Origin of the sequence: Actinomadura sp. 3N508, from assembly GCF_044326375.1 — a bacterium.
Taxonomy (GTDB): Bacteria; Actinomycetota; Actinomycetes; order Streptosporangiales; family Streptosporangiaceae; genus Spirillospora.
This window is the reverse complement of the sequence record NZ_JBIRAX010000015.1, coordinates 1-13,425: the sequence shown is the minus strand read 5'-3', so window position 1 is coordinate 13,425 and position 13,425 is coordinate 1. Positions and strand designations below refer to the sequence as shown.

Here is a 13,425-nt window from a genome sequence, read left to right as displayed (position 1 = left end):
TCGAGACAATTTGGAGCCTCCTGCCCGAAGGTGGAATCACGAACCACCGACCCGGGAGGCGGAATGCACAGAACTCTGATCGTAGCCAGAATGGACCGCGCCGACGCGGTCGATGTCGCGCAGACCTTCGCTGATTCCGACAGCACCGACCTGCCGCACATGGTGGGAGTGTCACGGCGAACTCTGTTCGCCTTCCACGGGCTCTATTTCCACCTCGTGGAGGCCGAGCAGGACATCGGCTCGAGGCTCTATAGCGCCCGCACCCATCCTCTCTACAAGGACATCAATACCCGGCTGACCAAATACATGCTGCCATTCGACCCTGACTGGAAAGAACCACGGGACGCGATGGCCATTCCGTTCTACTCGTGGTCTCCGGAGGAGGGCCCGGTGATCACCGAGCCGACCGGTCCGAGCATGGGGAGCGCCAAGTGACGAAGACAGGCGTGTTGAAGGTGGCCGTGGAGTCGGTGACTCCCAACACCAAGCGTGGCGGTGACATCCGGGTCACCCTCAGCCCGCGGACGGTGAACTCGACCTCGGGGTTCGGCGGCGTGCTGCGGCTCGCGCCTGGGGAAGCGGTCACCGAGCACTACCACCCGTGGTCCGAGGAGTTCCTGCACGTCGTTTCAGGCCGGCTGGAGATGCGGCTGGACGGAGAGCCCGTGACCCTCACCCGGGGCGATTCGCTGATGGTGCCGATCGGTGTGCGTCACCGGCTGGTCAATGTCGGCGACGAGCCCGCGGAGGCGGTCTTCCATCTCTCACCGCTTGCTCCCCGGCCCGAGCTTGGTCACGTCGACACCGAGCAGCCGACGAACCCCGGGGCGGACAACCCAGACGTGGGTGGGCAACGGTGAGTCGGCGTTCGGTCATCACCGGCGTCGGCGCGGTGGCCCCGGGTGGTCTCGGGCGGGACGCCTTCTGGGACGTGCTCTCGTCCGGCCGCACCGCCACGCGCGAGATCAGCCTTTTCAACGCGTCCGGCTTCCGGTCCCGCGTGGCGGCCGAATGCGACTTCGACCCGGCCTCGGCCGGACTCACGGCCCAGGAGAGGCGACGCATGGACCGCGCTGCGCAGTTCGCCGTCGTCGCCGCCCGTGAGGCCCTCGCCGATAGTGGGCTCGACCTGTCCGCTCACGACCCCTCCCGAGTCGGCGTGAGCCTCGGCAGTGCGGTCGGCTGCACGATGGGGCTGGAGGAGGAGTACGCCGTTCTGTCCAACGACGGGCGAGACTGGCTGGTCGATCACACCTACGGCGTACCTCATCTGTACGGCTACATGGTTCCCAGCACCTTGGCCGCCGAGGTCGCCTGGGAGGCGGGCGCCGAGGGACCTGTGGCGCTGATCTCCACCGGCTGCACCTCGGGCCTCGACGCGGTCGGGCACGGTGTGCAGCTCATCGAGGAGGGGACGGCCGACATCGTCATCGTCGGCGCAACTGACGCGCCGTTGTCCCCGATCACCTCGGCCTGCTTTGACGCGATCAAGGCCACGACCCCCAACAACGATGACGCCGAGCATGCTTCCCGGCCTTTCGACGCCCGGCGCGACGGATTCGTTCTCGGCGAGGGTTCGGCGGTCATGGTGATTGAGGAGGCCGGGGCGGCACGGCGACGAGGCGCGTCGGTCTATGCCGAGATCCTCGGCTTCGCCGGCCGCAGCAACGCCCATCACATGACCGGCCTCAAACCGGACGGGCGCGAGATGGCAGAGGCGATCCGGGTCGCGCTGGACCGGGCGCGCCTGGACCCAGCTGATATCGACTACATCAACGCGCACGGCTCCGGCACGCAACAGAACGATCGGCACGAGACCGCAGCCTTCAAACGCAGTCTGGGCTCGCGGGCCCACCAGGTGCCCGTCAGCTCGATCAAGTCGATGATCGGGCACTCCCTTGGGGCCATCGGCTCACTGGAGGTCGCAGCCTGCGCCCTGGCGCTCCGGCACCAGGTCGTGCCACCGACCGCCAACCTGGCGGTGCCTGATCCGGCATGTGACCTGGACTATGTGCCAAACGAGGCACGGGAGCACCGGATGGGACGGGTGCTGAGCGTCGGCAGCGGCTTCGGTGGGTTCCAGAGCGCGATGGTGCTGGGCGAATTCCAAGTCGGGAAGGAGGCGGCGTGAGCGCCACAGGACTGCGGACGGGCCGGCGTGCCCGAGCCCTGATCACTGGCATCGGAGCGGTCGCGCCGACAGGCATCGGCGTACAGCGGCACTGGGACGCCGTGCTCGCGGGCAAGAGCGGACTCGGCCGGATCACCCGGTTCGACCCATCCGGCTATCCGGTTCGGGTGGCGGGGGAGGTCCCTGGCTTCGATGCCCGCGACAACGTCCCCGGGCGGTTGGTGCCGCAGACCGATCGATTCACTCACCTGGCGTTGGCGGCCGCCCAGGAGGCGCTGGACGACGCCCAGGCCGACCCCGGGACGTTGCCCGAGTACGAGCTGGCGGTCGTGACCGCCAGCTCGTCCGGAGGGACCGAGTTCGGCCAACATGAGATGGAACGCCTGTACCAGAAGGGGCCGTCGTGGGTGGGCGCCTACCAGTCCATCGCCTGGTTCTACGCCGCGACGACGGGCCAGGTTTCCATCCGGCACGGTATGCGCGGCCCTTGTGGCGTGCTGTGTTGCGAGCAGGCAGGAGGTCTGGACGCACTCGGCCAGGCCCGCCGCCTTCTATCGACCGGTTCCAGGATCGTCCTCGCGGGCGGTACCGACGCCTCACTGTGCCCCTACGGACTGGTGGCGCAGATGTCGGCCGGTGGGCTCTCCGAGAAGGACGATCCCGCCGAGGCCTACCTCCCGTTCGACGTAGCGGCGTCCGGTTATGTGCCGGGCGAGGGTGGTGCATTCCTGGTCGTGGAGACCGAGGAGTCCGCGCGTCAACGGAATGTCGGTCACTACGGCGAATTGCTTGGCTACGCCGCAGGCTTCGAACCGGCACCTGGGGTCGATCGGCCGCCGGTGCGGGCGTCGGTGATCCGCCGGGCGCTGGACGACGCGAACCTGGAACCTGACGCGATCGACGTCGTCTTTGCCGACGCCTCCGGTGTTCCGGAGCGAGACCTGGCCGAGGCGCGGGCCATCAGCGAGGTCTTCCGGCCGGGGGCGGTTCCGGTGACCGCTCCGAAGACCCTTACGGGCCGGCTGTATGCAGGCGGAGCGGTGCTCGACAGCGCCACGGCTCTGCTGGCGTTCGCCGGAGGTGTCGTGCCCCACACCGCCGGACTGGGGCGGTCCGCGCCAGGGTGCGAGATCGACCTGGTCCTCGACCGCCCCCGGCAGATCCGTCCTCGGACAGCGCTCATCCTCGCCACCGGACATGGCGGATTCACCTCCGCCCTGGTCCTCGGAGCGGGCGACCGGACGATCGCAGAGAGATAGCCACGACAGGAAAGGCGGCTGGACATGGCCGAGATCACGGCAGAGGACCTGAAGCGCTTGCTGCGCGAGGTCGCGGGGGTCGACGAGAACGTCGACATGAACGGCGAGGGCGTCGAGGACAAGGCGTTCGCCGACCTCGGCTACGACTCGCTGGCCTTGCTGGAGTTCACCAATCGCATCGAGCAGGACTACGGCATCCAGATCCCGGACGGTGACCTCGAGCACTCCCACTGCTTGCGCGAAGCCGTGGACTACGTGAACGACAGACTCGCGAAGGCGGAACTCTGATGGGCGAACACACCGACAACTCAATCGTCATCGACGCGCCGATGGACCTGGTCTGGTCGATGACCAACGACGTGGCCGATTGGCCGCAGCTGTTCACCGAGTATGCGGAAACGGAGATCCTCGAGACCGAGGGGGACACCGTCACTTTCCGGCTCTCGCTGCACCCTGATGCGACCGGCACGGTGTGGAGCTGGGTCTCCCAGCGCACCATGGACGAGGCCAGCCACACCGTTCATGCCCATCGCGTGGAGCCGGGCAACTTCACCTACATGAAGCTCCACTGGACCTATGTCCAGGAAGCGGAGGGCGTCCGCATGCGCTGGCGACAGGACTTCGAGATGAAGCCCGAAGCGCCGGTCGACGACGCGACGATGAAGGCCCGGCTGGACCGTAACACCCGCATCCAGATGAGGATCATCAAGGCGAAGGTTGAGGCGGCGGCGCGAGCGGATCGCCAGTTCGCTTCCCGTCGTGTCCTGGTGACGGGAGGAACCCGAGGCATCGGGCGGGGCATCGTGCTGGCACTGGCCCGTGCCGGCGCCGACGTCGCGACCTGCTATCGCTCGCCGGGCGAGTCGGTCGCCGCCCTGGAGAGTGAACTGGCCAAAACACCTGGCCGTCACCTGGTCAAGCAGGCCGATGCATCTGTCGAGAACGAGGTCGACGAGCTGGTGTCCGCCTGCGAGGCCAACTTCGGTGGTCTCGACGCGGTCGTCAACAACGCCGCCAGGTTCGCGCCGAAGCCTTACACGGAGATCGACGCCGCCGAGTGGGCCACGACTCTCCAGGCCGGGCTCTCGGCCGCGCATCTGGTGACCAGGCGGGCCCTCCCACTGCTCAAGGAGGGCTCCTCGGTCGTCAACATCGGTGCGACGGCGGCCTTCATCGGCTGGCCCAACCTCGTCCACTACACGGCCTCGAAGGCCGGCCTCGTCGGCATGACCCGTTCGCTGGCCAGGGAACTCGGCCCTCAAGGCATCCGGGTCAACACTCTGTCGCCCGGCCGGACCGCAACCGAGGCCCTGGACTCCCTCCCCGCCGAGATCGCCGAGAAGCAGCGCGAGACCTTCGCCTCGTTCACGGCTCTGGGCCGACTCGGCACCGTCGAGGACATCGCCGATGCCGTTCTCTTCCTGATCAGCGACCACGCGGCCTACATCACCGGCCAGAACATCCACGTCGACGGATGCGTGTGACCACCGACCACTACCCGGAAGGTTGAGCCGAAGTGGACTTCCTGCTCTACGGAAAGAAGATTCTCGTCACCGGCGGAACCCGCGGCATCGGGCACGGCATCGTGCTGGCCGCCGCTCGCGCCGGCGCCGATGTGCTGACCTGTCACCGGCAGGACGGAGAGGCGGTGGACAGTCTGGTGCACGCACTGAAGGAAACCGACGGCGACCACCACGTCATCCGTGCCGACGTCGGCGACACGGATGAGATCGACCGGCTCCTGGCCGAGGCCAAGGACCGCTTCGGACGGCTGGACGGAGTGGTCAACAACGCCGGGGTCATCAGCCACATCCCGTTCGCCGAGCTGGAACCGGACGAGTGGGCCCGAGTGATCGACACCAATCTCACCGCAGCGTACCGGGTCACTCAGCAGGCCTTGCCGCTGATGGGCCGGGCCTCCTCCGTCGTCAACATCGGCTCGCGCGGCGCGGCTGCGGGCATCCCCCTGCGAGCGCACTACACCGCGGCCAAGGCCGGGATGATCGGGATGACACGTTCGCTGGCCAAGGAGCTCGGACCCCAGGGGATCCGTGTCAATGTCGTGGCGCCGGGAGTCATTGAGACCGAGGCGTTCGACACCATGCCAGCCGAACGCGCCGAGGGTTTGCGCGCCACGTACTCGAAGAAGACCGCATTGGGGCGGCTCGGCACCGTGGAGGAACTGGCCGGAGCCGTGCTGTTCCTGCTCAGCGACCACTCGGCTTACTTGACCGGAGAAACCATCAATGTGGATGGGGGGATCTGAGCATGTCCGATCCCGTCTTCCGCGTGATGCTCCGCATGGAGATCCGGCCTGGCCTTGAGCGCGACTTCGAACGCGTGTGGCAGGAGGTCGGGGACTCGGTGACGAGCCACCCGGCGAACCTGGGCCAGTGGCTCTCACGCAGCGCCGAGGAGGAAGGCATCTACTACATCGTCAGCGACTGGGTGAACGAGCCGAGGTTCCGTGCCTTCGAGACCAGCGAGCGCCACGTTGAGCATCGCCAGAAGCTGCACCCTTACCGCACCGGCGGATCGATGACGACCATGCACGTGGTCGCCGCGCTCGCCGGCGCGGGGAACGGGCACCCGTGACGCCCGCCGCCGTCGAGGTCGTGCTGTACCACCTCAGCGACGACGAGGGCAGGGTGATCGCCGCCTACCACGAGGCGAGCCGCCGTATGCGGGGCACACCCGGGTTGGTCGACAACCGGCTGCTGACCAGCAAGGCGGATCCACGCAGCTACGTCGTGGTGAGCCGATGGACCGACTGGGAGTCGTTCATCGCCTGGGAGGGCGGGGCGACGCACAAGGGCCAGACCGCGCCGCTACGCCCGTTTCGGGACGGCGAACGTGACCGGTCGTTCGAGATCTTCACGGAGCTCGCCCGTTACGACGAGGAACGGCGCGAGCCCGACGCGAAGGGAAACTGACATGCGCGACGCCGACGCGCCGCCCAGGCCGCTCGACCTGTTCACGCGCGCCTTCTACCAACAGCCCTACGAGACTCTCGCCGACCTACGACGCTCCTCGCCCGCCGTGCCCGTGATGACACCGAACGGACTGCGCACGTGGCTGGTCACCCGCTATGAGGACGCCAAGGAACTGCTCTCCGACGCCCGGCTCAGCAAGGACATGCGAGTCGGCAGGGATCTGATCCCGCGAAACTTCGTCGACCCGGACAAGCGGGAGGAGTTCCTGCGGGAGTCGGGTGAACGGAGCCAGTTCCCTCAGGTACTCAGCGTCCACATGCTCGACAGCGACCAACCTGACCACACCCGGTTGCGCCGTCTGGTCGGCGGAGCCTTCACCGCGCGTCGCGTGGAATCGCTGCGCCCCAGGGTCGAATCCCTCACCGACGATCTCCTCGACCGTTTGGAGGGAGAGGAGCAGACCGATCTCATGGAGGCGCTGGCGTTCCCGGTGCCGTTCACCGTGATCTGCTGGTTGCTCGGCGTGCCGCCGGACGACCGCGCGAAGTTCCGCAGATGGTCCAACCTCATGGTTTCCGGCGCGGGCACCCAGGAGGTCCTGGACGCCAGCGCCGAGATGGTCGGGTATCTGCACGACCTGCTCGAGGCCAAACGAGCCTCGCCCGAAGACGACATGCTCTCGGATCTGATCGGGGTCTCCGACGAGTCCGGCGACCGGCTGACGCCGGACGAACTGGTCTCCATGGCCTTCCTCCTCCTGGTGGCCGGGCATGAGACCACCGTCAACCTGATCGGCAACGGCGTGCTGGCCCTGCTCCAGAGGCCGGAGACCCGCGAACAGCTGGTCGCCGACCCGGGACTGTGGCCGTCGGCGGTGCAGGAGTTCCTTCGGTACGACGGACCGGTCAGCCACACCACTTGGCGCTTCACCACCGAACCTGTCGAGGTAGGGGGTGTGGTCATCCCCTCGGGCGAATTCGTGACGATCTCGCTGGCCGCGGCGGCCAGGGACCCGGAACGCTATGACGATCCCGACGAGCTGGACATCACCAGGGATGGCAGCGCCTCGCTGGCTTTCGGCCATGGCATCCACCACTGCCTCGGGGCGCCGTTGGCCAGACTGGAAGGCGCAGTGGTGCTTTCCCGCCTGTTCACGCGCTATCCGCGCCTGAGGCTGACAGTGGACCCGTCCGAGCTCGGCTGGCGGGAAAGCCTGATGATGCGCGGGCTCGAAGAGTTGCCGGTGTTCCTCCAGTGAGTGCCACGCATGGAATCCCGACTGCTCCCGGAGCGGCACCGGCCAAATCGTCACGGCGCCATGGCTTCGGGACGTTGCTGGCCGTCGACCTCTGGGAGCGGTTCGGGTTCTACGGCATGGCCGCCGTCCTCATCCTTTATCTGACGGCCGGAGGCGAGGACGGCGGCCTGGGAATGGCGCCGCCGACGGCTACGGCCGTGTTCGCCGCCTACATGTCGTTGGCATTCATGGCTGGCCTGCCCGGTGGGTGGCTGACCGACAGGGTGTTGGGGATGCGCAGAGCCATCCTGCTCGGCGGTGCGTTGATCATCGCCGGATACACCGTGGTCGCCGTTCCGTCGGAGTGGACGCTACTGGGAGGCCTCGCACTGGTGGTGGCCGGTACCGGCCTCGTCAAGCCCGCGTTGGCGGCCCTGGTCGCCGAGGTCGGGGGAGAGGGAGCGCGGCGGCGCGAAGCTGCCTTCTCACTCTTCTACGTTTGCATTCAGGTCAGTGCCCTGATCGCTCCGGCCGTCATCGGCGCTGCCGCCGAGAAGGTGGCCTGGCCGTTGGGGTTCGTCTGCGCTTCCCTCGGGATGGCGGCGGGGGCCGTCCAGTTCGCACTCGCTCTCGGCAAGTTCGGAGAAATCGGAGCCCGGCCCCAACATCCGATCAGTCGGCCGGAACTGGCTCGAGTCGCGCGCCGAGCGGGTCTTCTGGTCCTGACGCCTGCGGCTGTGCTGATCGGAGCCGTCAGCAGCGGGCTGGTCGGTCTCCCGGCCGTGCTGGCCGTTCTCGGCCTGGCGACGCTGGCGCTGCCGTTCGTCTATCTGCGCCGCCTGGGACGCGCTTCGGGCGGAAAGCTTCGGTTGCGGGGCTTCGTGGTCCTGATGCTCGCGTCCTCGGTATTCTGGATGCTCTTCTCCCAGAGCGGTTCGGTGCTGGGAATCTTCGCCGAACGCCACACCGACCGGGCCGTGTTCGGCTTCGAGACCCCGGCGAGCTGGTTCCAGTCGCTGCATCCGCTCTTTGTTCTGCTGGCGGCGCCGCTGCTGGCGCGGTTGTGGCAGATCTCCGGGGACCGGGTGAACGTCTCAATGAAGTTCTCCGGCGCGCTGGTCGTCGCCAGCACCGGCTTCCTGCTCATGTCCGTTGCGGCCTCTTCGGCCGAAACCGGTCCTGTCGTTCCGCTCTGGCTCGTCGCGGTCTACGCGCTGTACTCGTGCGGAGAGATCGCGCTCGCGCCGGCGGGGTTGGCACTGGCGGCGGCGGCCGCTCCTGCGGGCTACGTCGGTCGTTTTCTGGCGGTCAACGGCCTGTTCGGTGCGGTCGGCGTCGTTGCCGGAGGTCAGCTGTTCCGGCTGACCAAAATCATGTCGCTGTCCCATTACTTCCTCCTCCTCGGCGCCTTTGTAATGGGGGTTGGCATCTTGGTGGGGGCTTTTTCTGGACGTCTACAAAGACTGCTGACTTAGAGCGTGTCTCATATGGGTTTGGTGGTGGTGCGGCATGATTGAGGATCGTGTCGTCGAATCATGCGCTCCGGCTGGTGCCGGATGAGTTGTGGGCGATCGTCGAGCCGTTGATCCCCGAGTTCACACCGCGTCGGCAGGGTGGCGGGACCGCGCCGGTGGAGGATCGGGCGGTGTTCACCGCGATCGTGTACGTGCTGACCAGTGGGTGCGCGTGGCGGCATCAGCCGGGCGAGTTCGGGGTGAAGGTGCCGACCGCGCAACTCCACGACGAGCTGGCCGAATCCACGGTGGCCTCGGTGTTCGCCTCGTTCTCCACGATCATAAATGTGGCGGTACGGGCACGGAAGATCCCGGCCAGCCCCGCGCCAGGGCATCCGCGTCACCACCGGGCGGGGCGGGCCCGAGCTGGAGTCCACCGGGTTTGTTGAAGTGATGTGTCCCTGGCCTGCAGGTTTGTGTCTGCTGGGTTCGGTGGTCGCCCTCCTCATCGGCCGTGTAGATGGCGGGCATGGTGTTCATCAAGGGTTCTGGTGGGGTGTACCGCCGTTGTGGCCGTGTGGACCCGCAGTCAGGGAAGCGTTGGGCGCGCAATGTCCGAAGCTGCGGGCCGGGCGTCGGCATGGGAGCTGGTATGTCTGGCTGGAGTTGCCGGGCGGGTCCGATGGGGGCCGGCGGCGGATCCGGCGTGGTGGTCTCGCCACGCGGAAGGCGGCTGAGGAGGCGCTGGCGCAGCTCGGCAGGGCGTGCGGGGCGGGCGGCGGCGGTCTGCTCACGGTGGGTGAGTGGCTGGCCACTCGTGCCAGGGTGGCGTCCACGATCAAGAACTACTCTAGCCATGCCCGCCGCTACCTAGTCCCGTACCTGGGGCAGATCGTACTGGCGGAGCTGTCGGTCGCGCATGTGCAGGCGATGTTCGCGGGCATCGTTCGTCGGCACGATGCGCAGGGTGCGCCGTTGTCGGCGGCGGCGTTGAATCGGATCCGGGCGACGCTGCGCACGGCGTTGAACGCGGCGATCCGTCAGGGGCTGATCGGTGACAATCCGGCGTCGCGGGTGGAGTTGCCGGTGGCACGGCGCCCGCGTGCGGTGGTGTGGACCGAGGCGCGGGCGGAGCTCTGGCAGCGGACGGGGGAGAGGCCTGCGGTCGCGGTGTGGACGGCCGCGCAGACCGCCGACTTCCTGCATGCGATCCGGGATCATCGGTTGTACGCGATGTTCCACCTGATCGCCCTACGAGGGCTACGGCGCGGGGGAGGCCGCCGGGCTGCGGTGGTGCGACGTGGACCTGGACCAGCGGGCGGCGGTGATCTGCCTGCAGATCCAGCAGCACCAGGGGCTATCTCACGGCGTGTCCGCCCAAGACCGCCACCAGCGCCCGCATCATCGCGCTGGACCGCACCACCGCCGCCGCACTGCGTGATCACCGTGAGCGGCAGCAGCGTGAAAGGGCAGTGTCGAGCCACCGTGACAGTGGCTATGTGTTCACCGGCCTCAACGGTGATCCACTGAACCCCGACCGGCTGACTCGCCTGTTCCGCGATCTGATCGCCGAGCACGGGCTGCCGCCGATCCGGTTGCATGACCTCCGGCATGGGGCGGCGACCCTGGCGCGGGCGGCGGGGGTGGAGTTGAAGGTGGTGCAGGACATGCTGGGCCATTCCAGCATCGCGCTGACCGCCGACACCTACACCTCCGTGCTGCCCGAGGTCGCCCATCGCGCGGCGGAGAAAGCCGCTAGGCACGTACTGAAGGCGGGTCGGCTGGTGCCCGGCACCAGCCGGGTCCGCCGAAGAGACACCGGCCGCAGGAAACGCCCCAAGTTCGACGTGCCCCCGGCTCAGGGGCCGATGACGCATCCCGCACGTCAACTCGGACGGCCACAACGCTGCTGAAACCGGGCGAGCGGGCGGAGTGCCGCCATCGTCCGGTGATCGTGAGCCTCAGGCTCCCCGTCCTTGTTCTTCGACCTGAAGGGCTAACCAGATAACCGTCCGTATCGGCCGCGTGATGGGTCGATGCGCAATGAGTTCTGCCCAGCCGTGGTCGCACAGCCGTTGTCGTGGTCGAAGTCCGTGGTCTGTCTATTGTGGGTGGAAGTGTCTGGGACTCAGTTCGGCCCCAGGCGTCCGGGCTGGCTCGTCCGGGGTGTGGTGTTTGGGCTGGTCAGGGGTGGCGCGCCCGGCAGGATTCGAACCCGCGACCGTCGGATTAGAAGTCGGCTACCAGCCCTGTCGACGCGTTATTCCAGGTGCTAAAGCCCGTCAGTCCGTCCTGTTCTGTATAGCCACCAGCGGCCAGCGCTGTCGCTTCGTACCGCTGGGTACCAGAGCGTTCCGCGACATACGAGCAAACAACGAGCGAACACGATGCGCCGCGTAGGTTCGAACCCTCAGAAGGGCATGCATAACATGGGAACAGGCCTGACCGGGCTCCCTGTCGTCGAGAAGTAGTTCTGTGCCCGACACGCTGCGGGGAAGGGAATGGCTAAATTGAAGAAATCGTCCCACAGGAACTGCTCGACAATGCAGTACCTCGCCCTGCAGTGATGTCAAGATGGGCCAATGTCGCCCGTAGCCCGATAATGGAGTGGATCGCCCTGGTGCGGAATGACGTGACGATTCGTTGTATGCACCAACGTCCGCGCCGGCGATTCGTGTCGATATGGCCAGAATTGATTTGGCGCGTCCCGAGGGGGCAATTCATATCACCGTGTTTACGCGCCGGAATCAGTAGGGTCGTTGGGACCTTCACGTTACAGTTGGCTGGCAGCTATCGCTCCCCCGAGACCCAGTGCGAGGGTCATCAGGACCTTGTCACCGGCCACGAACGGGGCCTGGATCCCGCGGCCGCAGGCGTGGGCGAGCATTTGGGCGGCCAGTTGTGGGTGGCCGCGAACTCGATCTCCTCCGGCGCCCTGGCCAGCTCGCGCCGTACCTCATCGGACGCCCAGTCCTTGGGCAGGTCCAACCTGCTGCCGATGATGGTGTGGCCTCGCGCGGTGGCGTAGGTGAGGCTCACTATGACCCGGCGCAACGCGATCCCGCCCAGGCTCCCGAAGTATTGGCGGGCCGCTCCGACACGGTCGGTGGAGGACTTGGCATCGCCGGTCTCGTCCACGATCAGCACATTGTCCCCGGCCTCGTGCCAGGCCTCAGCGAGGTGGTCGACCGCCCACACCGCCGCCTCGTCCAGGACTCGCTGCTCGTCCCACTTGGCCTTAGACAGCAGATGGTGCAGCCGGTGCGAACCGCGATGTCCCAGCGCTTCGGCGATGGTCCAGCAATTGGCGTCTTCCAGCCCCATCAGCAGGCCCAACACGAAATCACGGACCAGCCGCCGCGGCTCCCACCTGCGGAACCAACCCTAGAGCCGGGCCATCACCGCATCCAGAAACCCCGCCAGGCGCTCGCGCGCTACCGTGCCCCGACGGCCGTCTGGGTTACTGTTTTCGTCACACAAAGCAACGATCACGACGGCCCTCCCCATGTCCGGAATCCCACCCGATCTTGATCAACTCCAGCTGCCCCACCGACCAGCGGCGATATCCCAGAATCACAATATACAGCTGCCGCATCATCACACCAAGTCCCTCACCCAGGGCGCACGTTCCCCTTGATGTCAACGGCGACGTAAAACTCGGTGTAAGGCTCCACATTCTCTTTCAGCGTGTGTCCGGCAGCAGGAATCAGCGTCACTTCGTGTGGGCGATCCCGGGCCAACACCCCCATATCGCTGTACATGGCTGTTGGCATGAGATCACGATCTAGGCCACGGCCATCGATGGTGATTTTGTATCCGCTGATGGTGAGGGTGCGGTCGTTTGCTTGTGCGAATTGTGAGAAGTGCTGGTCGACTATGATCTGGCCGTCGGTGGTGAGGCCGAAGTAGAAGTCGGCTATGTAGGCGCCCGGTTGGAGGAGGTACCCGTTTTGGGTTTGTGGGATCAATGTCAGCTCGTGGGTGGTGGTGTTCGACATGATCGGCATGTTTCCGTACATGCCGTATACCTGCAGATCATGTGAGAGCTGACGGCCGTCGATGGTGATTTTGTATCCGCTGATGGTGAGGGTGCGGCCACTCGCCTGCGCGAACTCCGAGAAGCGCTGGTCGACTACGATCTGGCCGTCGGTGGTGAGGCCGAAGTAGAAGTCGGCTATGTAGGCGCCCGGTTGGAGGAGGTACCCGTTTTGGGTTTGTGGGATCAATGTCAGCTCGTGGGTGGTGGTGTTCGACATGATCGGCATGTTTCCGTACATGCCGTATACCTGCAGATCATGTGAGAGCTGACGGCCGTCGATGGTGATTTTGTATCCGCTGATGGTGAGGGTGCGGCCACTCGCCTGCGCGAACTCCGAGAAGCGCTGGTCGACTACGATCTGGCCGTCGGTGG

The 13,425-nt window shown here is 66.6% G+C and carries 15 protein-coding genes; 13 read left to right on the top strand and 2 right to left on the bottom strand.

Annotation, left to right across the window (positions count from 1 at the left end):
* The first annotated feature begins 63 nt into the window (after positions 1–63).
* The 13 genes from ACH34S_RS37445 (at position 64) to ACH34S_RS37385 (ending at position 10,927) form a co-directional block, all read left to right on the top strand.
* Complete coding sequence (locus ACH34S_RS37445; RefSeq protein ID WP_395957646.1) at positions 64–435, top strand: TcmI family type II polyketide cyclase; 372 nt, start codon at positions 64–66, stop codon at positions 433–435.
* The gene (locus ACH34S_RS37440; protein WP_395957645.1) at positions 432–860 is read left to right on the top strand and encodes a cupin domain-containing protein; all 429 of its coding nucleotides are present in this window, start codon (positions 432–434) and stop codon (positions 858–860) included. Before ACH34S_RS37445 ends, ACH34S_RS37440 begins: the two co-directional genes overlap by 4 nt.
* The gene (locus tag ACH34S_RS37435; protein ID WP_395957644.1) at positions 857–2,131 is read left to right on the top strand and encodes a beta-ketoacyl-[acyl-carrier-protein] synthase family protein; all 1,275 of its coding nucleotides are present in this window, start codon (positions 857–859) and stop codon (positions 2,129–2,131) included. The genes ACH34S_RS37440 and ACH34S_RS37435 overlap by 4 nt, the downstream gene beginning before the upstream one ends.
* Before the next feature lie 11 nt (positions 2,132–2,142).
* Positions 2,143–3,390: a ketosynthase chain-length factor gene (locus ACH34S_RS37430; RefSeq protein ID WP_395957740.1), complete on the top strand. Its 1,248-nt coding sequence runs from the start codon at positions 2,143–2,145 to the stop codon at positions 3,388–3,390.
* A 24-nt stretch (positions 3,391–3,414) separates the two neighbouring features.
* Complete coding sequence (locus tag ACH34S_RS37425; RefSeq protein ID WP_395957643.1) at positions 3,415–3,678, top strand: acyl carrier protein; 264 nt, start codon at positions 3,415–3,417, stop codon at positions 3,676–3,678.
* On the top strand, positions 3,678–4,874 hold the full coding sequence (locus ACH34S_RS37420) for an SDR family oxidoreductase (protein ID WP_395957642.1): 1,197 nt from the start codon (positions 3,678–3,680) through the stop codon (positions 4,872–4,874). The genes ACH34S_RS37425 and ACH34S_RS37420 overlap by 1 nt, the downstream gene beginning before the upstream one ends.
* A 32-nt stretch (positions 4,875–4,906) precedes the next feature.
* A complete protein-coding gene (locus ACH34S_RS37415; RefSeq protein WP_395957641.1) occupies positions 4,907–5,656 on the top strand; it encodes an SDR family NAD(P)-dependent oxidoreductase in 750 nt (249 codons plus the stop codon).
* Between the two features lie 2 nt (positions 5,657–5,658).
* Positions 5,659–5,985 carry an antibiotic biosynthesis monooxygenase family protein gene (locus ACH34S_RS37410; RefSeq protein ID WP_395957640.1) on the top strand — a complete coding sequence of 109 codons (327 nt, stop codon included), beginning with the start codon at positions 5,659–5,661 and terminating at the stop codon, positions 5,983–5,985.
* Positions 5,982–6,323, top strand: coding sequence for an antibiotic biosynthesis monooxygenase family protein (locus ACH34S_RS37405; RefSeq protein WP_395957639.1), 342 nt, complete (start codon positions 5,982–5,984; stop codon positions 6,321–6,323). The genes ACH34S_RS37410 and ACH34S_RS37405 overlap by 4 nt, the downstream gene beginning before the upstream one ends.
* A gap of 1 nt (position 6,324) precedes the next feature.
* Entirely contained in the window at positions 6,325–7,581 is a 1,257-nt protein-coding gene (locus ACH34S_RS37400) for a cytochrome P450 (RefSeq protein ID WP_395957638.1), read from the top strand.
* A complete protein-coding gene (locus ACH34S_RS37395; RefSeq protein ID WP_395957637.1) occupies positions 7,578–9,035 on the top strand; it encodes a peptide MFS transporter in 1,458 nt (485 codons plus the stop codon). The genes ACH34S_RS37400 and ACH34S_RS37395 overlap by 4 nt, the downstream gene beginning before the upstream one ends.
* A gap of 47 nt (positions 9,036–9,082) precedes the next feature.
* Entirely contained in the window at positions 9,083–9,463 is a 381-nt protein-coding gene (locus ACH34S_RS37390) for a transposase (protein WP_395957636.1), read from the top strand.
* 951 nt (positions 9,464–10,414) lie between these two features.
* Positions 10,415–10,927, top strand: coding sequence for a tyrosine-type recombinase/integrase (locus tag ACH34S_RS37385; protein ID WP_395957739.1), 513 nt, complete (start codon positions 10,415–10,417; stop codon positions 10,925–10,927).
* Between the two features lie 910 nt (positions 10,928–11,837).
* Here ACH34S_RS37385 and ACH34S_RS37380 read toward each other — a convergent pair.
* Positions 11,838–12,368 (bottom strand): transposase, encoded by a 531-nt coding sequence (locus ACH34S_RS37380; protein ID WP_395957738.1) that lies wholly within the window; start codon positions 12,366–12,368, stop codon positions 11,838–11,840.
* Positions 12,369–12,625: 257 nt separating this feature from the next.
* A partial coding sequence (locus ACH34S_RS37375) for a hypothetical protein (protein WP_395957635.1) occupies positions 12,626–13,425 on the bottom strand: 800 nt, incomplete at its 5' end.

Bases quoted from the DNA above. Each gene is read 5' to 3' on its own strand.
- ACH34S_RS37400 (WP_395957638.1), top strand. From the start codon at position 6,325: ATGCGCGACGCCGACGCGCCGCCCAGGCCGCTCGACCTGTTCACGCGC.
- ACH34S_RS37420 (WP_395957642.1), top strand. From the start codon at position 3,678: ATGGGCGAACACACCGACAACTCAATCGTCATCGACGCGCCGATGGAC.
- ACH34S_RS37410 (WP_395957640.1), top strand. From the start codon at position 5,659: ATGTCCGATCCCGTCTTCCGCGTGATGCTCCGCATGGAGATCCGGCCT.
- ACH34S_RS37445 (WP_395957646.1), top strand. From the start codon at position 64: ATGCACAGAACTCTGATCGTAGCCAGAATGGACCGCGCCGACGCGGTC.
- ACH34S_RS37425 (WP_395957643.1), top strand. From the start codon at position 3,415: ATGGCCGAGATCACGGCAGAGGACCTGAAGCGCTTGCTGCGCGAGGTC.